Origin of the sequence: Micromonospora sp. LHW51205 (assembly GCF_003315815.1) — a bacterium.
Taxonomy (GTDB): domain Bacteria; phylum Actinomycetota; class Actinomycetes; order Mycobacteriales; family Micromonosporaceae; genus Micromonospora; species Micromonospora chalcea.
Genome location: NZ_QMEZ01000001.1, coordinates 163,459 through 186,447, shown reverse-complemented (window position 1 = coordinate 186,447; position 22,989 = coordinate 163,459). Strand labels below are relative to the sequence as shown.

19 protein-coding genes and 1 riboswitch are annotated in these 22,989 nt (G+C 74.8%); of the genes, 11 read left to right on the top strand and 8 right to left on the bottom strand.

Going from position 1 to position 22,989, the window contains the following annotated elements; translation table 11 throughout:
- Positions 1–45 precede the first annotated feature (45 nt).
- Positions 46–1,734, top strand: a complete 1,689-nt coding sequence (locus DQE82_RS00845; RefSeq protein WP_043325788.1) for a ribonuclease J — start codon at positions 46–48, stop codon at positions 1,732–1,734.
- A gap of 174 nt (positions 1,735–1,908) precedes the next feature.
- On the top strand, positions 1,909–3,459 hold the full coding sequence (locus DQE82_RS00840) for a S1 family peptidase (RefSeq protein ID WP_113971773.1): 1,551 nt from the start codon (positions 1,909–1,911) through the stop codon (positions 3,457–3,459).
- An 87-nt stretch (positions 3,460–3,546) separates the two neighbouring features.
- Here the strand turns inward: DQE82_RS00840 and DQE82_RS00835 are convergent, their stop codons facing one another.
- Entirely contained in the window at positions 3,547–5,193 is a 1,647-nt protein-coding gene (locus DQE82_RS00835) for a YbjN domain-containing protein (RefSeq protein ID WP_064447094.1), read from the bottom strand.
- Positions 5,190–5,669, bottom strand: a complete 480-nt coding sequence (locus DQE82_RS00830) for a YbjN domain-containing protein (RefSeq protein WP_043325784.1) — start codon at positions 5,667–5,669, stop codon at positions 5,190–5,192. Before DQE82_RS00830 ends, DQE82_RS00835 begins: the two co-directional genes overlap by 4 nt.
- A 113-nt stretch (positions 5,670–5,782) precedes the next feature.
- On the opposite strand from DQE82_RS00830, the gene DQE82_RS00825 reads away from it, so the two are divergent.
- On the top strand, positions 5,783–8,239 hold the full coding sequence (locus DQE82_RS00825; protein ID WP_043325782.1) for a DNA translocase FtsK: 2,457 nt from the start codon (positions 5,783–5,785) through the stop codon (positions 8,237–8,239).
- 64 nt (positions 8,240–8,303) lie between these two features.
- Here DQE82_RS00825 and DQE82_RS00820 read toward each other — a convergent pair whose 3' ends face one another.
- Complete coding sequence (locus DQE82_RS00820; RefSeq protein WP_043325780.1) at positions 8,304–8,546, bottom strand: hypothetical protein; 243 nt, start codon at positions 8,544–8,546, stop codon at positions 8,304–8,306.
- Positions 8,547–8,634: 88 nt separating this feature from the next.
- Positions 8,635–8,949 carry a multidrug efflux SMR transporter gene (locus DQE82_RS00815; RefSeq protein ID WP_043325778.1) on the bottom strand — a complete coding sequence of 105 codons (315 nt, stop codon included), beginning with the start codon at positions 8,947–8,949 and terminating at the stop codon, positions 8,635–8,637.
- A gap of 57 nt (positions 8,950–9,006) precedes the next feature.
- A riboswitch (guanidine-III (ykkC-III) riboswitch) is annotated at positions 9,007–9,072 on the bottom strand.
- A gap of 96 nt (positions 9,073–9,168) precedes the next feature.
- Between DQE82_RS00815 and DQE82_RS00810 the strand changes: the two genes are divergently transcribed.
- From DQE82_RS00810 to DQE82_RS00780, 7 genes are all read left to right on the top strand, one after another.
- A complete protein-coding gene (locus DQE82_RS00810) occupies positions 9,169–10,092 on the top strand; it encodes an ornithine cyclodeaminase family protein (RefSeq protein WP_199495898.1) in 924 nt (307 codons plus the stop codon).
- 50 nt (positions 10,093–10,142) lie between these two features.
- Positions 10,143–11,645, top strand: a complete 1,503-nt coding sequence (rimO, locus tag DQE82_RS00805; RefSeq protein ID WP_043325775.1) for a 30S ribosomal protein S12 methylthiotransferase RimO — start codon at positions 10,143–10,145, stop codon at positions 11,643–11,645.
- 47 nt (positions 11,646–11,692) lie between these two features.
- Positions 11,693–12,274: a CDP-diacylglycerol--glycerol-3-phosphate 3-phosphatidyltransferase gene (pgsA, locus tag DQE82_RS00800; protein ID WP_187693674.1), complete on the top strand. Its 582-nt coding sequence runs from the start codon at positions 11,693–11,695 to the stop codon at positions 12,272–12,274.
- Between the two features lie 71 nt (positions 12,275–12,345).
- On the top strand, positions 12,346–12,891 hold the full coding sequence (locus DQE82_RS00795) for a CinA family protein (RefSeq protein ID WP_043325772.1): 546 nt from the start codon (positions 12,346–12,348) through the stop codon (positions 12,889–12,891).
- A 210-nt stretch (positions 12,892–13,101) separates the two neighbouring features.
- Positions 13,102–13,542 (top strand): helix-turn-helix domain-containing protein, encoded by a 441-nt coding sequence (locus tag DQE82_RS00790; RefSeq protein ID WP_043325770.1) that lies wholly within the window; start codon positions 13,102–13,104, stop codon positions 13,540–13,542.
- A 127-nt stretch (positions 13,543–13,669) separates the two neighbouring features.
- Positions 13,670–14,521: a PspA/IM30 family protein gene (locus DQE82_RS00785; RefSeq protein ID WP_030503385.1), complete on the top strand. Its 852-nt coding sequence runs from the start codon at positions 13,670–13,672 to the stop codon at positions 14,519–14,521.
- Between the two features lie 16 nt (positions 14,522–14,537).
- A complete protein-coding gene (locus tag DQE82_RS00780) occupies positions 14,538–15,311 on the top strand; it encodes a hypothetical protein (RefSeq protein WP_113971771.1) in 774 nt (257 codons plus the stop codon).
- Between the two features lie 292 nt (positions 15,312–15,603).
- Here DQE82_RS00780 and DQE82_RS00775 read toward each other — a convergent pair whose 3' ends face one another.
- Positions 15,604–19,230, bottom strand: a complete 3,627-nt coding sequence (locus DQE82_RS00775; protein ID WP_113971770.1) for a multicopper oxidase domain-containing protein — start codon at positions 19,228–19,230, stop codon at positions 15,604–15,606.
- Between the two features lie 169 nt (positions 19,231–19,399).
- Positions 19,400–20,191 (bottom strand): DNA-formamidopyrimidine glycosylase family protein, encoded by a 792-nt coding sequence (locus tag DQE82_RS00770; RefSeq protein WP_064447098.1) that lies wholly within the window; start codon positions 20,189–20,191, stop codon positions 19,400–19,402.
- Positions 20,192–20,299: 108 nt separating this feature from the next.
- Here DQE82_RS00770 and DQE82_RS00765 point away from each other — a divergent pair, with 108 nt between their 5' ends.
- The gene (locus tag DQE82_RS00765; RefSeq protein ID WP_069089519.1) at positions 20,300–21,550 is read left to right on the top strand and encodes a hypothetical protein; all 1,251 of its coding nucleotides are present in this window, start codon (positions 20,300–20,302) and stop codon (positions 21,548–21,550) included.
- A 103-nt stretch (positions 21,551–21,653) separates the two neighbouring features.
- Here DQE82_RS00765 and DQE82_RS00760 read toward each other — a convergent pair whose 3' ends face one another.
- Positions 21,654–22,487 (bottom strand): S-adenosyl-l-methionine hydroxide adenosyltransferase family protein, encoded by an 834-nt coding sequence (locus tag DQE82_RS00760; protein ID WP_069089339.1) that lies wholly within the window; start codon positions 22,485–22,487, stop codon positions 21,654–21,656.
- The gene (locus DQE82_RS00755; RefSeq protein ID WP_113972336.1) at positions 22,484–22,987 is read right to left on the bottom strand and encodes a GNAT family N-acetyltransferase; all 504 of its coding nucleotides are present in this window, start codon (positions 22,985–22,987) and stop codon (positions 22,484–22,486) included. The genes DQE82_RS00760 and DQE82_RS00755 overlap by 4 nt, the downstream gene beginning before the upstream one ends.
- Positions 22,988–22,989 lie beyond the last annotated feature (2 nt).

Here is a 22,989-nt window from a genome sequence, read left to right as displayed (position 1 = left end):
GACACGACGGACGCCGCGCGACGGCGTCGCAGAATGAGGTGACGCGTGACCGAGGCGCACATCGAGGGTGAGCTGCCCCCGCCGCTGCCCGAGGGCGGCCTGCGGATCATCCCGCTCGGCGGACTCGGCGCCATCGGCCGGAACATGACCGTCTTCGAGTACGACGGCAAGCTGCTCATCGTCGACTGCGGGGTGCTGTTCCCCGACGTCGAGCAGCCGGGCGTGGACCTGATCCTGCCCGACTTCGGCCCGATCCTGGACCGGCTGGCCGACGTGCAGGCGATCGTGCTCACGCACGGTCACGAGGACCACATCGGCGCGGTGCCGTACCTGCTCGCGCACAAGCCGGACATCCCGCTCGTCGGCTCCCAGTTCACGCTCGCGCTGGTCGAGGCGAAACTGGCCGAGCGGCGGATCCAGCCGTACACGCTGACCGTGCGGGAGGGCGGCCGGGAACGGCTGGGCCCGTTCGAGTGCGAGTTCTTCGCGGTGAACCACTCGATCCCGGACGCGCTGGCGGTGGCCATCCGTACGCCCGCCGGCCTGGTGCTGCACACCGGCGACTTCAAGATGGACCAGCTTCCGCTGGACGGGCGGATCACCGACCTGGCCGGGTTCGCCCGGCTCGGCGCCGAGGGCGTCGACCTGCTGCTGTCGGACTCGACGAACGCGGAGATCCCCGGCTTCGTCACGCCGGAGAAGGAGATCGGCCCGGTCCTCGACTCGATCTTCGCGAAGGCCAAGGGGCGGATCATCGTCGCCTCGTTCGCCTCGCACGTGCACCGGGTGCAGCAGGTCTTCGACTCGGCGGTCGAGCACGGCCGCAAGGTGGCGCTGATCGGCCGGTCCATGGTCCGCAACATGGGCATCGCCCGCGACCTGGGCCTGCTGAACATCCCGCCCGGCCTGGTGGTCGGGATCGAGGAGGCCACGAACCTGCCGCCCGAGCAGATCGTGCTGATGTCCACCGGTTCGCAGGGCGAGCCGATGAGCGCGCTGGGCCGGATGGCCAGCGGCGACCACCGGCACATCACCATCGCGCCCGGCGACACCGTGGTGCTGGCGTCCTCGCTGGTGCCCGGTAACGAGACCTCGGTCTACCGGGTGATCAACCGGCTGGCCCGCGCCGGCGCCGTGGTGGTGCACAAGGACGTGGCGAAGGTGCACGTCTCCGGCCACGCCCCGGCCGGCGAGCTGCTCTACCTGCTCAACGTCGTCCGCCCGAGCAACCTGATGCCGGTGCACGGCGAGTGGCGGCACCTGCGGGCGCACGCCCGGCTCGGCATCGAGTCCGGCGTCGCGCCGGACCGGGTCGTGCTCTGCGAGGACGGCGACGTGGTCGACCTGGTCGAGGGCCGCGCCAGCCTGGTCGGCCGGGTCAAGAGCCGGTACGTCTACGTCGACGGTCTCGCCGTCGGCGACGTCAGCGAGTCGCTGCTCACCGAGCGGCGGATCCTCGGCGACGGCGGTTTCATCGCCGCGACGGTCGTGGTCGACTCGGTCACCGGCAAGGTGGTCGCCGGGCCGACCGTCTCGGCGAAGGGCTTCTCCGAGGACCCGGCCGCCTTCAACGCGGTGGTTCCGCTGGTCACCGAGGCGCTGAACCGGGCCGCCGCGGACGGCATCACCGACCCGCACCAGCTCCAGCAGATCGTCCGCCGCACCGTCGGACGCTGGGTCAACGACGCGTACCGCCGCCGGCCGATGATCGTCCCGACAGTCGTCGAGGTCTGACCCGACCGCGCCGCGCGCCGGTCCACCGTCCACGGTGGGCCGGCGCCGTCGCTTTCCGGGTACGTCCCGACACGCCGCGTCGAAACCCTCCGCTCACCCTCATCCGATCGGCGTCCGTCTCCGTACTCCGGGACGGCCGGCGTGCCCCTGCGCCGGCCGGGAGGAGCGTGGCGGATGGACCGCAGACGGATGACAGCCATCGGCGTACTGGTGGCGGCGGCCGGGTTGACGGCGGCGGTGACCGTACCGTCGTTCGCCGGCGAGGAACCCCGGCGGGCCGCGCCGGCCACCGACGGCGTCGCCCCGGAGGTCCTGGACGCGATGGGCCGCGACCTCTCGCTCACCCGTGACCAGGCGGTGAAGCGGCTGCGCACCGAGCGGTGGGCGGCCGGCACGGTCACCCGGTTGCGTGCCGAACTCGGCGCCGGCTACGGGGGCAGCTGGCTCAGCGCGGACGGCGCGACGCTCACCGTGGCGGTGGCCGACGCGGCCGGCGAGGCGCGGGTCAAGGCCGCCGGCGCGGTCCCGAAGCGGGTCGCCCGGGGCGTCGCCGAGCTGGACGCGGTGAAGTCCCGGCTCGACGCGGCGGGCGGCGCGGCCAGCCCGGACATCGCCGGCTGGTACGTCGACGTGACCGACAACACGGTGGTGGTGGTCGCCCGTCCGGGCGCGGAGGCCGACGGCCGCCGCTTCGCCGCGGCCGCTGGGCCGAAGACCGCGATGGTCCGGGTACGCACCGCCGACGAGGCCCCGCGCCCGCTGTTCGACGTGCGGGGCGGCGACGCCTTCTTCATCAACAACGCCGGCCGCTGCTCGGTCGGCTTCTCGGTGGTGGGCGGATTCGTCACCGCCGGGCACTGCGGCCGGCCGGGGGACCGCACCACCGGATCCAACCGGGTCGCCCAGGGCACGTTCGCGGCCTCCTCGTTCCCCGGCGACGACTGGGCGTTCGTGCGGGTGAACGGCGACTGGACGCCGCAGGGCGTGGTGACCGACTTCAGCGACGGCCGCACGGTGGCGGTCAACGGCTCCACCGAGGCGCCGGTCGGGGCCTCGATCTGCCGGTCCGGCTCCACCACCGGCACCCGCTGCGGCCTGGTCCAGGCCAAGAACGCCACTGTCAACTATCCGGAGGGGACGGTCACCGGGCTGACCCGGACGAACGTCTGCGCCGAGCCGGGCGACTCCGGCGGCGCGTGGCTCTCCGGCGACCAGGCGCAGGGCGTCACCTCCGGCGGCTCCGGCGACTGCACCCGGGGCGGGGTCACGTTCTTCCAGCCGGTCAACGAGATCCTCCAGCGCAACAACCTCACGCTCGTCACCGCCGGTGGCCAGCCGGCCCCGACGCAGCCGCCCGCCGGTGGCGGGGAGACCGCCCCGCCGGCGACCGTCCCGCCGACCCCGCCGGCCGCTGACACCGAGTGCGCCGGCCAGGTGAGCCGGAGAGGCCGGATCGCCGCCGGGCGGGTCCAGGTGCAGCCGGACGGGCGCTTCTTCCGGGTGCCCGGCGGCACCCAGGAGGCGTGCCTGGCCGCGCCGGACGGCGTCCGGGTGACGCTGGAGCTGCAACGCTTCACCAACGGCGCGTTCCGTACCGTCGCCCGCGCCACCAGCGCCGACGGTGTGGCCCGGCTGACCGTCGAGGGCCCGGCCGGCGCCTACCGGTACCGGGTGACCGGACTGTCCGGCTCCGGCGAGTACACGCTGGCGTTCTCCGCCCGCTGACCGCCGCACCGACCGCGGCCCCCGACCACCACCGCCCGGTGGTCGGGGGCCGCGCCGCGTCGCGGACCGGCCGGTCGGCTCGGCGGCTCAGGCCAGGGCGGCGACCGCTTCGGCGTACGCCGCGCCGGTGCGTACCGCCGCGGCCACCAGCACCTCCAGCTGCGCCGGGGCGACCCCGCAGGACAGGTCCGTGGAGACGCCGGCGGCCAGCACCAGCGTTCCGTCGCCGGGCTCGTGCACGTAGGCGGCGGGCAGCAGCCGGTCGTGGTTCCAGGCGTTGCAGAAGGCGTACGCCTCGGCGCGCCGCTCGGCCGGCAGCCGCCGCTGCGCCACCACGCGGGCGTGCAGCACGTCACCGTGGCGGCCGAGCAGGCGGAACTGGATCGTGGCCTCGCCCCACCGCCCGACGAGTGTGCCGTCCGGCTCAGGCGAGTACGGCTCGCCCCGGGCGTCGAGCGCGGCGGCGAGCAGCGCCGCGTCCAGCGGGGCGGGCTCCTCCGGGCCGGGCGGGCCGGGCTCGGCCGGGTCCGATTCCGGCTCCTCGTCGAACTCGCTCTCGGCGGCCAGCGACACCGGCGCGGCGAGCGGCCGCTCGGCCAGCCACGAGGCGATCCGGCCGGACTGGTGCCCGGTGCCGTTGCGGGCGTCGAAGCTGCCGGCGAGCGCCGTGGCCAGCGCCTGGAGCTGCGCCCCGAGTGTCGCCACGTCCACCTCGGCGGCCGGCCGGGAACCGTGCCCGGGGCGGTGGATCCGCCGCCCGCCGAGCCCGGCCTCGGCGGCCAGCCCGCAGAGCAGCGCGCCGGCCGCGGCGAACTCCATCGCGGACAGGTCGTCGGCCGGGCGGTCCAGCCGGGGCAGCTGCTCGGTCAGCACCTCCAGCCCGCGATGCAGGTAGCCGCCCAGCGCGCAGAAGCGCAGGTGCGCGGCGAGCAGCGGAAACGCGGCCCGTTCCCGGCGGTGCCGGCGGTACGCGCGTACGTGCGCCCGGGCCGCCTCGGTCACCGCGCCGGTGCGCAGCCACGGCAGCAGTCCCACGGTGAGCGCCCGTTCGGGCTGGTCGGTGCAGGTCGTCGCCACTGTCGCGGCGGTCTGCCGTTCGGCCCGCCGGGTCGGTGGCCCCTGCGGCTCGACCCAGCCGGTCAGCGCCGGCGCGAGCGCCGCCAGCGCCGCCTCCGGGTCACCCCACCCGGCCAGCAGGTCGGCCCGCCGCGCCGGGGCGCACCCCGCACAGCCACCCACCGGGTCCGTCGCGTCGGCGGCCGACCAGCGTTCGTACGCCCGCCGGGCCGCCGGCTCGTCGCCGAGGTGGTCGGCGACGCGGCAGCGCAGCTCCGCGACCGGCGCGGCGTCCTCGCCCAGCTCCCCGGCGAGCGTGTCCAACAGGGACCGGGCCTGATCCAGGCCCACCCGGGGCGTGCCGAACAGCGCCTCCACCGCCTGCCGCTGGTGCCGGCGCAGCCGGGTCAGCTCGTCGGGCCGGGCGTCCAGCAGCCCGGGGTGCCGGGCCACCGTCTCCCGCATCCGCCGCACCGGCTCCACCGCGCGCCACCGCTCACCCAGGTGCAGGTACGCCTCGACCAGCGCGAACCGCGCCGACAGGGCGGTACGCGGGTCACCGGTGGCGTCCGCGCGGGAGGCGATCCGCTCCAGCTCGGCGCAGCGCTCCTCGCCGTCGGGCCGGTCCCGGGCGTCGGCGAGCGCGGCGGCCAGCCCCCGGTCGCGTGCCGTGGTCATCGGAGCGTCCCGCCGGTCAGCTCGGCGACGGCGGCGGCCAGCTGACAGCCGGTGGTGACACCGCAGTCGACCAGCCGGTCGAGCTGGTGCGGTGTGACGCCGCGCTCCAGGTCGGTGGTGACCTCGCCGCAGATCTGGGCCGACCCGTCGTCGGCCACGTGCACGTACGCCTTGGGCCAGAGCCGGTCGTGGTTCCACCTGTTGCAGAAGGCGTGCAGCTCGGGCACGTGCTCGATGCCGAAGTGCGGCGCGACGACGGTGCGTACCTGGAGCAGCTCACCTGCCGCGCCCCGGCGGTGGAACCAGATCAGGTTCCGTTCCCAGCGGCCCACGAGCGCGCCGTCGGGCTCCTCGACCACCGCGTACCCCCGGTGGGCCAGCACGGCGGCGATCAGCTCGCCGGTCAGCGGGCGCAGCGCCTGGGGGTGTCCGGTCAGCGGACCGTCCGGACCGTCCTCGATCTCCGGCGACGCCATCGGGCATCCCTTCTGAGGCGAATAACACAAACGACGGTCCGACCCGTGCTGCGACGCGCGGACACGACCCGGAAAAGCGGCGTTCCACCGGGTGCCGCCGTTACCGTGACTCTATGGCGGGCCGTACCTCTCAGGCGAGCCGGCGGCGCGGCGCGTCGCCGCGTGGCACCACGAACAACCGCGCCCGGCAACCGGCGAAGAAGGCGGCGGCGCGGAAACCGGCGCGGCGGCCGGCGCGCCGCGGGCCGGCCCCGGCCGCGTTCGTCGGCCGCGCCGCGGGCGCCGTCTGGATGGGACTGGCCCACACGGTGGGCTGGGCGTTCCGGGCCGCCGGCCGGCAGGCCGCGTCCACCCGGGAGCTGGATCCGGAGCACCGCCGCGACGGCGCCGGGCTGCTGCTGTTCGGCCTGGCCATCCTCAGCGCGGTGGGCATCTGGGGCGGCGGGGCCGGGCCCGTGGGCCGGCACCTGGCCGACACCGTACGGCTGTTCATCGGCGCCATCTCGATAATCCTTCCGGTGCTGTTCATGGTCGGCGCGTGGCGGCTGATGCGGAGCCCGGCCGACCCCGAGCACCGCGGTCGCGGCCTGGTCGGCTGGGGCTCGATGATGCTGGCGACCGCCTCGATGCTGCACATCGGGCAGAACCCGGTCGACGAGGTCCAGCGCGACTACGCCGGCGGCCTGATCGGCGCGGGCGTGGGCGACGTGCTGAAGTCGGCGGTGACCGCGTGGGTGGCGATGCCGCTGCTGCTTCTGCTGTTGGTGTTCGGCCTGCTCGTGGTCACCGCGACCCCGATCAACAAGATCCCGGAGCGGCTCGGCCTGCGCGCCGACCCGGCCGCGCCCGAGGACGATGAGGAGGAAGCCGAGGCCGAGGCGGCGGCGAAACCGGCCCGTAAGCGGCCGGCGAAGCGGATGCCGTCGCCGCTGGAGCCGCTGGACCCGGACGACGAACTGGCCGGCGTCGACCTCCAGGAGACGCTCGTGCTGCCGCGCAAGCCGCCGCGGGTGCCGGCGAACCGCAAGCCGGTCGAGCCGCCGGAGCACTCGCCGCTGCCCACCCGCGCCGAGCAGCTCGCGCTCACCGGGCTGGCCGGCGACTACACGCTGCCGCCGGCGAACCTGCTCGGCAGCGGCGCCAAGCCGAAGAGCCGGAGCAAGGCCAACGACGAGGTGATCGCCGCGCTGACCGGCGTCTTCGAGCAGTTCGACGTGGACGCCGCGGTCACCGGGTTCACCCGCGGCCCGACGGTCACCCGGTACGAGGTGGAGCTGGGCCCGGGCGTGAAGGTCGAGCGGATCACCCAGCTGTCCCGCAACATCGCGTACGCGGTGAAGTCGCCGGACGTGCGCATCCTCAGCCCGATCCCGGGCAAGAGCGCGGTCGGCGTGGAGATCCCGAACACCGACCCGGAGAACGTGTCGCTCGGCGACGTGTTGCGCTCCCGCGAGGCGACCAGCGACCACCACCCGATGGTGGTGGCGCTCGGCAAGGACATCGAGGGCGGCTACGTGGTGGCCAACCTCGCGAAGATGCCGCACATCCTGATCGCGGGCGCCACCGGCGCGGGCAAGTCGAGTTGCCTCAACAGTCTGCTTGTGTCCATTTTGACCCGGGCCACGCCGGACGAGGTGCGGCTGCTGCTGATCGACCCGAAGCGGGTCGAGATGACCGGCTACGAGGGCATCCCGCACCTGGTCACGCCGATCGTGACCAACCCGAAGAAGGCGGCCGACTCGCTGGAGTGGGTCGTCCGCGAGATGGACATGCGCTACGACGACCTCGCCGCCAACGGGGTCCGGCACATCGACGACTTCAACCGCAAGGTGCGCAACGGCGAGATCAAGGCGCCGCCGGGCAGCGAGCGGGAGATGCGGCCGTACCCGTACCTGCTGGTGATCGTGGACGAGCTGGCCGACCTGATGATGGTCGCGCCGCGCGACGTGGAGGACTCCATCGTCCGGATCACCCAGCTCGCCCGCGCCGCCGGGATCCACCTGGTGCTGGCCACCCAGCGGCCCTCGGTGGACGTGGTCACCGGCCTGATCAAGGCGAACGTGCCGTCCCGGCTCGCGTTCGCCACCTCCTCGCTCGCCGACTCGCGGGTCATCCTGGACCAGCCCGGCGCGGAGAAGCTGCTGGGCCGCGGCGACGGCCTGTTCCTGCCGATGGGCGCGTCGAAGCCGCAGCGCATCCAGGGCGCCTGGGTCACCGAGCGCGAGATCGCCGACGTGGTCAAGTTCTGCAAGGACCAGCGGGAGCCGGAGTTCCGCCCGGACGTGCTCGCCCCGGCGCAGGACAGCAAGAAGAAGATCGACGAGGACATCGGCGACGACCTGGACCTGCTCGTGCAGGCGGTCGAGCTGGTGGTCACCTCGCAGTTCGGGTCGACCTCGATGCTCCAGCGCAAGCTGCGCGTCGGTTTCGCCAAGGCGGGCCGGTTGATGGACCTGATGGAGACCCGCGGCGTGGTCGGGCCGTCCGAGGGCTCCAAGGCCCGCGACGTGCTGGTCAAGCCGGACGAGCTGGAGGAGGTCCTGGCCGGCCTGCGCGGCGGCGAGGACTGACGACCCACGACGGACGACGGCGGCTCCCACCGTCAGGTGGGAGCCGCCGTCGGCGGTTTCCGGCTCAGTTGAGCAGCGCGGCGACGAGCACGGCGCCGATGATCGCGCCGACCACGCTCGCGGCGGCGGCGTACCAGCCCAGCGGCTTGTCGCCGAGGACGGCGCCGACGATGCCGAGGATCAGGCCGAGGACGCCGAAGATCAGCGGGGACAGGAAGATCGCGAGAGCCGCGAAGACGAACGCGATGATCGTGCAGATCCGGGCGGCGTTGGTACGCGGACGGGCGCTGGCGTGGATGTCGGCCATGGGGTTCCTCCGTGAGTGATCTCGCTACCGGTCAACGAAAGATCCGGTACCCCGGCCGCCGCGTCGTCCAAACCGGATGCGGCATCGATCAGGCGAACAACTTCAATCCGATCACGCCGGCGACCACCAGCAGCAGGCAGGCCACGCGCGGCAGGTTGACCGGCTCGCCGAGCGCGAGCATGCCCACCAGCGCGGTGCCCACCGCGCCGATGCCGACCCACACCGCGTAGCCGGTGCCGACCGGGATGTCGCGCAGCGCGTACGCGAGGCCGGCCATGCTGCCGACGAGCGTGACGCCGAAGACGGCGGAGGGGAGGGGACGGGTGAAGCCGGCGCTGCGATCGAGCGCGATCGCCCACGCGGTCTCCAGGAGTCCGGAGAGCACCAGTACGAGCCAGGCCATGAGATCACCTCTGACGGGCGGGCCCGGCGTGGAGCGGGCCGGGCGACGGTCGGGTCACGCGGGGCGTCTTGGCCTGACCGGGTACGCCCACCACTCGTCCGGGACGGCCCGCGGGCCGTCGTGGCCGACGGTAGCACCGGCCGGGCGGAACGGGCGGCGGGGTGAGAAAGCCCACCATGGGTGGAGTTGACGTCAACTTCAGGTTGCACGATGGAAGGCATGACCGTGCTCTTCTCCGACGACGACGTCGCGGCCGCCGTGGACGCCCCGCTCACCGTCGCGGCCATGCGGGACGCGCTGCTGGCCGCATACGCCGGGCGGCTCATCGCCCCGCCCCGGGCGTCCGCGCCGCTGGGCGGGGGCCGGATGGTGCTCACCGCCGGTCACCTCATCGGGCAGTGGTACGGCTTCCGCTCCTACGACACGTTCGGCCACCCGGAGAGCGGTCAACTGGTCGTGCTGCACGACGCCACCACCGGCGCGGTACGCGCCATCGCCGTCGGCGAGGAGCTGGGCTCCCGGCGTACCGGAGGACTCGGTGGCGTGGCGGTGGACGCCCTGGCCCGCGCGGACGCCGCCACCCTCGGCGTGGTGGGCTCCGGCCGGCAGGCGTGGACCCAGGTCTGGGCCGCCGCGGCGGTCCGGCCGCTGCGCGAGGTGACCGTGTACAGCCGCTCGGCGGCCCGGCGGGAGGCGTTCGCCGCCCGGGTCCGCGCCGAGCTGGGCGTGCCGTCCCGCGCCGTCGGCTCGGCCGCCGCCGCGGTGCGCGACCGGGACGTGGTGGTGCTCGCCACCACCAGCACCGTCCCGGTGATCGACGCCGCCGACCTGTCCCCCGGCACGCACGTCAACACCGTCGGCTTCAAGCAGACCGACCGGCACGAGTTCGGCCCCGACCTGCTCGACGCCGCCGACCTGCTGGTCACCGACTCGCCGGGGCAGGCCGCCGCGTACGTGCCGCCGATGCTCGCCGCCGTCGAGCCGTACGCCGGTCGGTTGCGCGACCTGGGCGCGGTGCTGGCCGGGGCGGTCCCCGGCCGGACCGGCGCGGACCAGATCTCGGTCTTCTGCTCCACCGGTCTGGCCGGCACCGAGGTGTTCCTGCTCGACCGGCTGGCCCGCGTGGCCGCTCCCGCCCGCTGAGCGTGCCGGACGGGCGGCGTGGCGGTACGGAACCGGCCCGGTACCCTCGGATGGTGTCTGCCACCTCCTCCACCCCGCAATCCGACGGGCGCCGGGTCGCCCTGCTGACCCTCGGCTGCGCCCGCAACGAGGTCGACTCGGAGGAGCTGGCCGCCCGGCTGCACGCCGACGGATGGCAGGTCACCACCGACGGCGAGGGTGCCGACGTGGTGGTGGTGAACACCTGCGGCTTCGTCGAGAAGGCCAAGCAGGACTCGATCCAGACGCTGCTGGCCGCCGCCGACACCGGCGCGAAGGTCGTCGCCGCCGGGTGCATGGCCGAGCGGTACGGCCGTGAGCTTGCCGACAGCCTCCCCGAGGCGCAGGCCGTGCTCAGCTTCGACGACTACCCGGACATCGCCGCCCGCCTCGACTCGGTGCTCGCCGGTGAGGCGATCGGCGCGCACACCCCCCGCGACCGGCGGGAGCTGCTGCCGCTGACCCCGGTGAAGCGCCGCGACGCGGCGGTGTCGCTGCCCGGGCACGGCACCCCGGCCCGGGTCGCGCCGGAGACCGACGCGCACACCCCGGCGCACCTGCGGCAGGTGTTGCGGCACCGGCTCGACACCGGCCCGGTGGCCTCGCTGAAGCTCGCCAGCGGCTGCGACCGGCGCTGCGCGTTCTGCGCCATCCCGGCGTTCCGCGGGGCGTTCGTCTCGCGTACCCCGGACGAGCTGCTCGCCGAGGCCGAGTGGCTGGCCAAGACCGGCGTCCGCGAGCTGGTGCTGGTCAGCGAGAACTCCACCTCGTACGGCAAGGACCTGGGCGACCCGCGCGCGCTGGAGAAGCTGCTGCCGCAACTCGCCGCGATCGACGGCATCGTGCGGGTCCGCGCCAGCTACCTCCAGCCCGCCGAGACCCGGCCCGGCCTGGTCGAGGTGATCGCCACCACGCCCGGCGTGGCCGCGTACTTCGACCTGTCGTTCCAGCACTCCAGCGAGCCGGTGCTGCGCCGGATGCGGCGCTTCGGCTCCACCGACCGGTTCCTGGAGCTGCTCGCCTCCGCCCGCGCGCTGGCGCCGGACGCGGGCGCGCGCAGCAACTTCATCGTCGGCTTCCCCGGCGAGACGAAGCAGGACGTGGCCGAGCTGGTCCGGTTCCTGACCGAGGCGCGGCTGGACGCGATCGGCATGTTCGACTACAGCGACGAGGACGGCACCGAGGCCGCCGGCCTGGCCGGCAAGGTCTCCGCCGCCACGATCAAGCGGCGGTACGACAAGCTCAGCGCGCTGGCCGACGAACTCTGCTCGCAGCGCGCCGAGGAGCGCCTCGGCGCGACGGTGGAGGTGCTTGTGGACTCGGTCGCGGACGGCGTGGTGGAGGGGCGGGCCGCCCACCAGGCGCCCGAGGTCGACGGCTCGACCACGCTCGTCGCGCCGGTCGGCGGCGGCGTCGACCTGGCCGCGTTGCGCCCCGGTGACCTGGTCCGGGCCACCGTCACCGCCACCGAGGGCGTGGACCTGGTCGCCGTACCGGATGAGATGATCTCGGCGGCGCCCGGCGCGGTACGGTGACGGCGGGCCCGGACGAAGCGGGGAAGCCACGTGGGGCGATGCGGGACATGACGGGCGCGGAGTCGACGGCGGCCGCCCCCGTACCGCTGCTCAACGCGGCGAATGTGCTGACCGGCGCGCGCCTGGTGCTGGTGCCCGTCTTCGCGGCCACCGTGGTCGCGTCCGCGATGACCCACGCGGGCTGGCGGATGGCCGCCTGCCTGATCTTCGTGGTGGCGTCGGCGACCGACCTGGTCGACGGCTGGATCGCCCGCCGGTTCGAGCTGGTCACCTCGCTGGGCAAGGTCGCCGACCCGATCGCCGACAAGGCGCTCACCGGCGCCGCGCTGGTGCTGCTCTCCGTCTACGACCGGCTGCCCTGGTGGGTGACTGTGGTGATCCTCGCCCGTGAGCTGGGCATCACCGGGCTGCGCTTCTGGGTGATCCGGCACGGCGTGATCGCGGCCAGCCGGGGCGGCAAGGTCAAGACGGCGCTGCAGATCCTGGCGATCACCTGGTACCTCTGGCCGATGCCGGAGGCGCTCGCCGCGATCGGTCCGTGGATCATGGGCGCGGCGGTGGTGGTCACCGTGGTCACCGGTTTCGACTACATCGCCCAGGCGTTGCGGCTGCGGCGTCCGGCCCGTTGACCCGGGCAGCCGGCTCGTCGCTCCGGGCGGCCGAAGAGTAAGCCGCCCTGGCGCGGGAAGAGAGGGCGGGCATGGACACCGACGAGAGACACCAGCGGCCCGCCGGCAACCCGGCGGCCTCCGTCGTGCACCGCCTGCACGAGTGCGGCCAGACGCTGGCCACCGTCGAGTCGCTGACCGGCGGGCTGCTCGCCGCGGCGGTCGTGGAGATCGCCGGGGTCAGCTCGATCTACCGGGGCGGCATGGTGGTCTACGCCACCGAACTCAAGGCGACGCTCGCCGGCGTACCGGAGGACCTGCTGGCCGAGCGTGGCCCGGTCGATCCCGACGTGGCCGCCGCCCTGGCCGAGGGCGGACGGCAGCGGTGCGGCGCGGACTGGGGCCTGGCCACCACCGGCGTCGCCGGGCCGGAGCCGCAGGACGGCAAGCCGGTCGGCCTGGTCTACGTGGCGGTCGCCGGGCCGGACGGCACGCAGGTACGCCGGCTCGACCTCGACGGCGGCCGCGACCACATCCGCTCGGCCGTGGTGATCGAGGCGCTGCGGCTGCTCGCCGACCGCATCCAGCTCCCCGAGGACGCCGACGCCGCCGAGGCGGCGGGGGTCGGCCCCCGATGAGCCGGCCCGGCGCCGACACGCCCGGCCGCGGGCCCGCCGGCCGGCCGATCCGCACGGATTTTCAGAGGCGGGGTGGGATGTCGTCGTGGCAACCAACGGGTACGGTTGCGGGAAGGCTCCGACGGTCGCCGTCGGCGCCGGAGCGGTCTCCGCGTCCGGTGCCCGGCGCGGCTCGGCCGGGCATGGTGGTCCCGTCCAGGGGGAGGTGCGATGGTCCTGCTACGCCGGGTGATCGGTGACGCGCTGCGGACACGCAGGCAGGGGCAGCACCGCACCCTCCGCGAGGTGTCGTCCGCCGCCAACGTCAGCCTGGGCTACCTGTCCGAGATCGAACGCGGCCAGAAGGAACCGTCGAGCGAGCTGCTGGCCGCCATCTGCGACGCGCTCGGCGCCCGCCTGTCGGAACTGCTGCGCGAGGTGAGCGACACCGTCGCCCTCGCCGAGCAGATGCCCGGCGTGCTGGTCCCGGTGGCCGACGAGCCGGCCCCGGTGGCCACGGCCGCCGTGCGTAAGGCGACCAACCGCGGTGTCCGGCAGGTCACCACCGACGGCGCGGTCGCCGTCCAGGTCCGGCAGGACTCGCCGCTCAAGGCCACGCTGCGCAGCACCCGGGTACGCCCCGCGGAGCGGGACGTGGTCTGCGCCGCCTGACCCCGGCTGTCGCGTCGTGGGCGGTGCTGGCGTCCGCGTCGTACTGTTGATCAGGAGCGTACGGGTGCCGGAGTGGCGTCCGGCTGGAACGATGTAGGCGCGACGCTACTGAGGGGACGAGGCGGAGATGGCTAACCCGTTCGTCAAGGGTTGGAAATACCTGATGGCGCTCTTCGGCGCGAAGATCGACGAGCACGCCGATCCGAAGGTGCAGATCCAGCAGGCCGTCGAGGAGGCGCAGCGCCAGCACCAGGCGCTGGTGCAGCAGGCGGCCGCGGTGATCGGCAACCAGCGCCAGCTGGAGATGAAGCTGTCCCGGCAGATGACCGAGGTGGAACAGCTCCAGGGCAACGCGCGGCAGGCGCTCGCAGTGGCCGACCAGGCCCGGGGCCGGGGCGACGAGGCCGAGGCCGGGCGCTACGAGCAGACCGCCCAGATGCTGGCCACCCAGCTGGTCTCCGCCGAGCAGGCCCTGGAGGACCTCAAGACGCTGCACGACCAGGCGCTCGGCGCGGCCGCCCAGGCCCGCAGGGCGGTCGAGAACAACTCGATGATCCTCCAGCAGAAGCTGGCCGAGCGCACCAAGCTGCTCAGCCAGCTGGAGCAGGCCAAGATGCAGGAGAGCGTGGCCCGCTCGCTGGAGTCGATGTCGTCGCTCACCGCACCCGCCAACACCCCGTCGCTCGACGAGGTCCGCGACCGGATCGAACGCCGCTACGCCACCGCCATGGGCCGCGCCGAGCTGGCCGGCAACTCGGTCGAGGGCCGGATGCTGGAGATCCAGAAGGCCACGCTCGACTCGGCCGGATCGGCGAGACTGGAACAGATCCGGTCGAGCATGGCCGGCGAGCAGCTCGGTGGCCGGCAGGAGACCCCCGCCGTCGGGCAGCCGGCCGACCCGGCCGCCGCGGCCCGGCTCGACGAGATCCGGGCCAGCATGAGCCGGGAACGCGGCACCGGGGAGAGCACGACCGGCTGACGGAGGGGCGGACACCATGGCCGACGAGCGGGCCCGATATTTCCGCAGGTTGCGCAGGCTGCGCAACTCGGCGCGACGGTGGAGCGTGCTGGCCGGCGGGCTCGGCGGCGCCGCGGCGGTGCTCACCCCGTACGCCGGACTGGGCCTGCCGGACGCGGCCTGGGCCGGCGCCGCGGGCAGCGCCATCGCGATCGCCGCCTGGCGCTGGGCCGACCACCGGGCGCTCGCAGCAGTGCCGGCGCCGCCCGCGCTCGACCCGGCGGAGGCCGCCGCCCGCTCCCGCGCCCGGCTGGTCGCCGCCGTCGAGCGGCTGCCCGTCGGGCCGGGTGTCCTGGCCGAGGTACGCCGGGTCCGCTCCCGCATGGCGCTGCGCGGCACCGCCGCGGCCGAGCCGTGGGCACGGCTGGACCGGGCCGCGCTCACCCTGGCCGGGCTCGCCGGACGGCTGACCGGTCTGGCCGAGCCGGCGGTCCGGGAGGCGGCCGAGGCCGATCGTTCGCTGCGTGAGCTGGCGAACCGGGTGGCGGGCGTGGAACGCGCGGCGAAGCTGACCCCGCAGAGCACGCTGGACGAGGTGCACGCCACGCTGGTGGCCCAGTTGGAGGACGGGGTGGCCGCGTACGAACGGCTGGTGGTGGCCGCCGCCGGCTACGTCGCCGAGGACGCCCGTCCCGACACCGCGCACCCGGCCGCCGCGCGGCTGACCGAGGCCACCGACCTGCTGCACGGGGTGGCCTCCGCCCTGGCCGAACTCCGCACCCCCCTCCGAGCCCCCCAGCCCGGCCGCTGACCGCCCCCGCCGCACGCCGATCCCCCGCGCGCCGATCGTCCCGCGCGCTGGTCGTCCCGCGTGTTGATCAAGGAGTTTGTGTCCTGAGGCGGGCCGAATCCGTACACCAACTCCTTGATCAACGGCGCGGACAGGGGGCGGGCGGAGGGCGTCGGGCCGCCCGGGCGGGCAACTCGCGGTCAGGCACCCCCACACCCGCTCACCGCCCGCCAGCGCCGGTGATCATGAGGTTGACGGTGTTGTTGATCTCGGAATCTGCCGTCAACTTCATGATCGACCCTGAGAGGGAGGGCTAGGTGGGGGTGGTTATGGGGGTTGGTGGGGTCCAGGGGGACCTGCCAACCACGTTCGTCGTGCGTACTCGGTAGTAGTAGGTGGTGGAGCGCGCCAGGCCGGTGTTGGTGAAGCCGCGGCCGGTGACGCGGAACGTGGCCGGCTCCCTGGTGAACGCGGCGTCGGTGGCGCGCTGCACGATGAAGCCGGCGCCCGGTCCGGCCGGCGTCTCGGCCGACCAGCTCAGCGTCACGGTGGCGGTGTCCGGTCCCGGCGCGCTCGCGATGACGCTCACCGCCGTGGGCGTCGTCGGCCGGGCCGGGGTGGTCACCCGGGCCACTGTCGACCAGGGGGACGCCGCGCCGAGGTACGTCGTGCGTACCCGGTAGTAGTACGTGGTGTCCGGCGCGACGGCCGGGTCCACGTGGTTCTCGCCCACGGCGATGGCGGTGGTCCCCGGGCCGCTGCTGAACGTCGGGTTGGTGGCGCGCTGCACGTCCACACCGGTGGCGAAGGAGTGGTTCGCCCAGCGCAGCGCCACCCGCAGCGGCGCGGTCGGCGGCACCGCCGCGGTGAGCCGGGCCGGCGCGGCCAGACGCACCGCCGCCGGTACGGCATTCGACCAGGACGAGCAGCTCACCGCGTTCTCGGCGCGGATCCGGTAGTGGTAGGTGACGCCGGGGGTGACTGTCGCGTCGGTGTAGCGGGTCGCGGTGGCGGCCACGGTGATCTCGGTCAGCCCGGCGGTGAAGGCGCTGTCGGTGGCGCGTTGCAGCAGGTGGCTGGTGGGCACCGGGCGGCTGCCGTTGCCGGTCCAGGTCAGCGCGATGGCGGGCAGCGCGGTGGCGCTGCCGGGCGCCGGGGTGGCGGTCAGCCCGGTGGGCGCCTTGGGTGCCACCCGCAGCACCAGCGGACGGCTCATGCCCTGGTCGCGCAGTCCCGCCGAGCGGGTCTGCCAGCGGTACTCCCAGCCCAGGTTGACGAGTTGGTTGACCACCGTGGCGGGGCGGCCGTCGGCCGGACTGACCGGGCTCGCGTCCAGCCGCGCGCCGGCGGGCCGGGACGGGTCGAGCAGCCGTACGCTGTCGCTGATCTTGAACGGCAGGGGCGGCGGTACGGGACGCAGCGCCACCACGACGTCCTCCCGGGGGTTGACCCGGACGGTGTCCTTCCAGCCCAGCTCGCCCGGCTCGGGCGGGCGCAGCGTGCCGTCCCAGCCGACCCGGTTGACCAGTTGCACGTCGCAGCCCTCGATGTGCACCGGATGGGTGCGCGGCGCGTCGCCGACGATCCGCCACAGTTGCGTGCCGTCGCCCGGCGCGCCGACCGGCACGGCCGGGTCGGTGGCGTGCAGCACCTCGGTGGCGGGTTCCACCGGGCCCAGCGGCAGCGTGGCCGGCAGCAGCGGCCCGCTGACCGGGTGGCCGACTCCGAGCCGGCCCACCGCGCGGCCGTGCCGGGGCTCGAACACCTGCCCGACCGACTTCACCGCCAGCGGCAGCGTGACCGGGGCCGCCGCGCCGGGCGGGGTGAACGTGACCGAGCCGTCCCGCGCGCCGACGAGCGTCGGACGCGGGGTGTGGGTGCCGAACGCGGCGTCGTACGCCGGTTGCGGCACGATCGGCGGCGGCTGGCTGTGCGCGTACGCCCCGGGTAGCCGGTCGGCGAGCCGGCGCGTGTCGTACGGCTGCGCAGGGCTGCCGGTGACCCGGATCTGGAGCAGCGTTCGGGTGTTCGGGCCGTAGCCGGGCCGGGTCGGCGGCAGCCCGCCCGAGCCGGTCCGGTCGGGCGCGCCGGTGTGGTGGTCGTAGCGCGTGTCGAACCGGGGCAGCGGCGCGGGGCAGTCGTTGTAGAGGATCAGCGTGCTGCCCGGCGGCACGGTGGCGAAGTCCACGATCACGTCGGCCCGCTCGCCGGGGGCCAGCAGCAGCGCGTGGCCGTCCACGTTGAGCACCGTCGGGTCCTGCCTGTCGTAGCGGTAGTCCACCGGCCGGTTGGCCAGCACCACCGGGGCGGGGAGCAGCCCGCTCTCGTTGCCGATCTGGATCAGGTCGGGTCCGGCGGCGGCCGGGTCGGGCACGCCGCCGTCGCGCCCGTCCACCGGCCAGTACGCGGGCCGCCCGGGCGCGCGTACCGCCTCGACCATCGGCACCTCACCGGCGTCAGGGTCGGCCGGGCTGCCGTCGTCTGCCCACATCGGGCCGTCCGACGCGGCCCGGTAGAGCTGCAGGTTGAGCGCCCGGTCCGCGCAGGCGTTGAGGATCCGGAACCGGTACGCGCGCGGTGCGACCTCCAGGTACGGGTAGGCCACGCCGTTGACGAGCGGGGTGTCCCCGTACGCCTCGGGCACCGCCGACGGGTGCGGCACGGCGGGCGCCAGCGGCGGCTCGTCCGGGTCGGCGTCGGGGTCGTGGTGCGGGTTCGGCACCGGGGCGACCCACGGGCTGGCGCCGCCGTCCGGGTCGTGGGTCCACGGGCCGTAGTCCCAGCGGCCGGTGGGGTTGCCGCCGGTGAGCCGGTACGGGTTCTGCCGGGGCTGGTAGACGTGGGGGTGCCAGAGGCTGCCCTTGGCGCCCCAGCGGTCCCGGTCCCAGGTCGGGTCCTGGGCGGCGAGTTGCGCGTCGTCGGGTACGAACGTCTTGTCCTCGATCACCAGCGGGAACTGTTCCGCGGGCAGCACGCCGTCGTCCACGAGGCGGTCCTCGGCGGGGTCGGTGAGCAGGTACAGCGCGATCTGCCCGGAGTAGACGGTGAGCCGGGACAGGCCGAGCGTGTTGTCGTGCAGCCACATCAGCCGGCCGCTCTGCTCGTTCGGGAAGTACAGCGTGGTGGCGCCCGCGCCGGGCGGCGGCATGTCCGGCACCGGGGTGACACCCACCCCGGCCGGGTACGGGGTGATCTCGCCGGCCGGGGTCACCCACTGCCACGGGTTGCCGGCGCTGATCCACCCGGTCTGCGCGCCGGACAGGTGCGGCACGGCCCGGTTCTGCGGGTACGGCGCGGGACCGTCCAGCGGGCCGGCGCCGGCCCCGTCGACGGTCTCGTCCACCGGCAGGAACAGCTCGCCCGCCCGTCCGGTGGGGAGCTGGTTGATGAACTTGATCCGGACCGGGCGGCCCCGCCGCGCGACGATCATCGGGCCGAGGTGCCAGGGGCGGTCCGGTGGGCTGACCGTGTTGTGGCCGGCGGCGTCGGTGCCCAGGTTGAGCTGCCGGTAGCCGCGCAGCCGGGTGGCCGGCAGGTCGCGGTGCAGGCGCTGCGCGTACTCCTGGAGGCCGATCTCGTAGTAGTCGCAGCCCGGCCAGGTGATGGTGTCCGGGACGGCGACGGGCAGGCGGGCGCCGAGCCCGTCGGTGGCGGGCTGCCCTGGTAGCGGCAGCGGGTCGACGAACTTGCGGATGCCGGTGCCGGGCGCCGGGCGGCCGTCGGCGTCGAGCGTGGGCAGCGGGCTGGCGGCGGTGTTCGGCACCGGGCCGAACAGGCGCGGGACGGCTGCCGGGTCCAGGCTCGCCGGGGTGGTCCCCGGCTCCTCGTCGCCGGCGCGCGCGGCGGGAACGCCCCGCGCCGCGGAACCGGCGAACGCGGTTTCTTCGGCGACTCCGGCCCGGTCCGGCCGTCCCGGCCGGAGTCTGCGGAACAGCACCATGGCTCTCCCCGGGGTCGGGGCGCGCCGGCCGACACCCCGGCGTGGCGGGCGTACGCGCTGCTGACGATCGGTGAGCGGTCAATCGCAGCATGCGACGCCACGGGGGTGGGACGGAAGTACCCAATCGTCCCTATCTCGGCGATCTTTGGCGTTTCGTGGAAGTTCCACGTCAGGAACGGTCGGGCTGGCAGACCGGGCACCAGTAGGTGACCCGCTCACCCAGCTCCTCCTTGCGGATGGCCGTCCCGCAGCGCCGGCACGGCTGGGCCCGGCGGCCGTAGACGTAGCTGGTGCCACCCCGGCGCAGCACCCCGGTCGTGCTCTGCGTCCAGCGGCCCCGGTTCGCCGCGAGCAGCCGCTGCGCCAGCGCGACGGTGCCCGGCAGGTCCGGCACCGCGCCCACCGGCGTCCACGGGGACACCCCGCGCAGGAACAGCACCTCGCACTTGTAGAGGTTGCCCACCCCGGCGAGGTTGCGCTGGTCGAGCAGCGCCTCACCGATGGTGCGCTCCGGCTCGGCCGCGAGGCGGCGTACCGCCTCGTCGGCGTCCCAGTCCGGGCCGAGCAGGTCCGGGCCGAGGTGACCGACGAGCGACAGCTCCTCGGCCGTCGGCACCAGCGCCAGCTCGTGCAGGTGGTAGCCGACGGCGACCGCGCCGGGGGAGCGGAGCACCACGCGGATCAGGTGCGCCGGCCGCGCCGTCCAGCGCTCACCCGGGGTGTACGCGCGCCATGCGCCGTCCATCCGCAGGTGCGAGTGCAGCGTCCACTGCGCTGCGGTGGGCGCGGTGAGGCGCAGCAGCAGGTGTTTGCCCCGGCTGGCCGACTCGCGCACGGTCCAGCCGGTCAGGTCGGTGGCGGCGAGCTGCGGCACGCGGAAGTCGGACCCGGTGAGCCGGGCCCCGGCCAGCGCGCGATCCAGGACGCGCGCCGTGTTCCAGACGGTGTCGCCTTCGGGCACCCCGCCATTGTTCCCTACCGAACAGAATTCGCATGTGTCGCCATTTGTACTGAGGTTCCACTTGATCAGCGGAAACGCAACGATCAGGGGGTTCTGAGGAGAATGCTGATGGCTCATTCCGGACGTCGTATCGTCGTCGCCCTGACTGCCCTGCTCACCGTGGCCGCCGGACTGCCCGGCACGCCCGCGTCGGCCGCGCACCCGTCCACCGCCGTGCCGGCTCGCGCCGGCGCGCCCGACCCCGAACGCTGGTCCGTCGACCTCGCCGTCGCCGGTGGCGACGACGTCAACGTCGCCTGGCGTTCCGGCCGCCTCCGGCTGGCCGATCCCCGCCCCTCCGCCCGCACCCGCCCGGCCGCCGTGGGCGGTCCGGTCGCCGAGGGCATCCTGCTCTCCGCGCCGCGCGTCCTGGACCGGCCCGCCACCCGGGTACGCGCCCGGCTCACCGCCCGCACCGGCGACGGGGGTACGGCGGTGGCCCAGGTGCGCGGCTGGCGCGCCCGGGGCTGGACCGAGTGGCGCGACGCCGCCGAGGCCGTGTTCGACGAACCGGTCCGCCGGGTGCAGGCGCGCGTCGTGCTGACCACCCGGGACGCCGCCTCGGAGGCCACCGTCACCGGGCTGACGCTCGCCGCCGACTCGGCCGCCACCACGGCGGTCCAGCCGGCCGCCCCGCTCACCTACCGGGTGTACGCGACCCGGATCGGCCTGGTCGGCGGCACCACCGCGAACGGGCACACCGTACGCGCCCGGGACCACTTCGCGGCGCTGCCCAGCCGGCGCGGACTGTCCCCGCGTGGCACCGGCGACTACACGGTCAAGGTCTGCACCACCAGCGGAAGCCGCTGCGAGTACGCCCCGGTCTGGGACGTCGGCCCGTGGAACACCCGCGACGACTGGTGGAACCCGTCGTCGATCCGGGAGAACTGGAAGGACCTGCCGCGCGGGCGGCCCGAGGCCCAGGCGGCGTACCAGAGCAACTACAACGGCGGGCTGGACCAGTTCGGACGCACCGTGCGCAACCCGGCCGGGCTGGACCTGGCCGACGGGACGTTCTGGGACGGGCTGCGGCTCACCGACAACGCGTGGGTGGACGTGACGCTGCTGTGGACAGGTGGCGGGGCGCGAGCGGTCGTCGGCTCCGGGCCGCTGAACCTGCGCGCCGGGGCGGGCACCTCGTACGCGAGCCGTGGCCTGGCCGCCACGTACGCCCAGGTGCCGGTGCAGTGCTACGTGACCGGGCAGAAGATCACCGGTACCTATCGCACCACGACGAGGTGGTACCGCCTGGTCGGCGGCACCTACGTCAGCCACGCGTACCTGTCCTCGATCTACGGCGGCACCGTCCCCCGCTGCTGACCCTGCCCTCTCGCCCCCTGACCCCCGTTGATCTTGCAGTTTCGGCCCTTTCGGTGGGGCATTTGTCCTCTGTGCCGGGGCGCCAACTGCAAGATCGCGGGGGTCAGGGGTGGGGGGTGGTGAGGGTGAGGAGGGCGCCGGGGGTGGTGTGGAGGGTTTCTGCGGCTCGGCCGCTGTTCACCGCTATGGCGACCAGGCCGGCGGAGTCGACGTAGACCACCAGGGCGCCGGGCGGGGCGTCGCCGAACGTGCGGCCGTGGACCGCCTCCCGGCCGTTCACCAGCAGCCGCCGCGGCAGGCCGTCGAGCAGCGTGCCCGGCGCGGCGAGCTGGACGTTGCCGAAGTGGTCGACGGTCAGCACCTCGGCGGTGAGGCTGCCCGGCTCGGCGCGGACCACCGGTTCCGGCAGCCGGACCAGCGTGCCCGGATCCACGGCCGGACCGGCCCCGGCCAGTGGCGCGCCCAGCGCCAGCCGCGCGGCCACCGGCGCGAACACGTCCCGCCCGTGGAACGTGCGGGAGACGGCCGGGCCGAGCCAGTCCGGGTTGGTCAGCTCCACCGCCGCGCTCACCCCGCCGAGCGCCTCGGCGGCCGGAAGCAGCAGCCCGTTGTCCGGCCCGACCAGCAGCCCGCCGGGCGCGGCCAGCGCGATGCCGCGCCGCGCGGTGCCGACACCCGGATCGACCACCGCCACGTGCACGCCCCACGGCAGGTACGGCACTGTCTGCGCGAGCACGGCCGCGCCCCGGCGTACGTCGGCCGGCGGCACCAGGTGCGTCACGTCGATCACCCGGACAGCCGGGGCGAGCCGGGCCAGCACCCCGTGGCACGCCGCCACGAACCCGTCGGCCAGCCCGTAGTCGGTGGTCAGCGAGACACAGCTCGGAACGTCGCCCGGCGTGGCGCGGCCCTGGCCCGCGGAGACCGGGCCGCTCATCGCCGGTCCGCCGCGGTCAGGCGCCGGGCCAGGCGCAACTCGTCGTGCAGCGGGATGCCGTCCGCCCCGACCTCCGGGATCGTCGGCTTGACCGCGCGGGCCCGGTCGACAGCGCCCGCGTCCACAGCGACGATCCGCAGCCCCCGGCGCTGGTAGAAGCGCAGCGCGCCCAGGTTGTCGTTCGTCGTGACCAGCCAGATCCGGTCCGCCCCGGCGGCGGTGGCCGTCTCCTGCGCGGCGGCCAGCAGGGCGGTGCCCGCGCCGTTGCCCGGTGCCGCCGCGGCCAGGCTGACCACCTCCAGCCCGTCGGCGTCGACCCGGTACGCCAGCGCCCCGGCGAACCCGCCGGTCTCGTCCACCGCCACCAGCGTGGGCAGGTCACTCAGGTCGTAGCGGGTGTCGTGGACCACCACGATCGGCCCGCCCCACTCCCGTTCGTGCAACGCCGCCAGCGCCGCGCGGTCCTCGTCGCGCGCCTGGCGTACCCGGATCGAGGCCATCG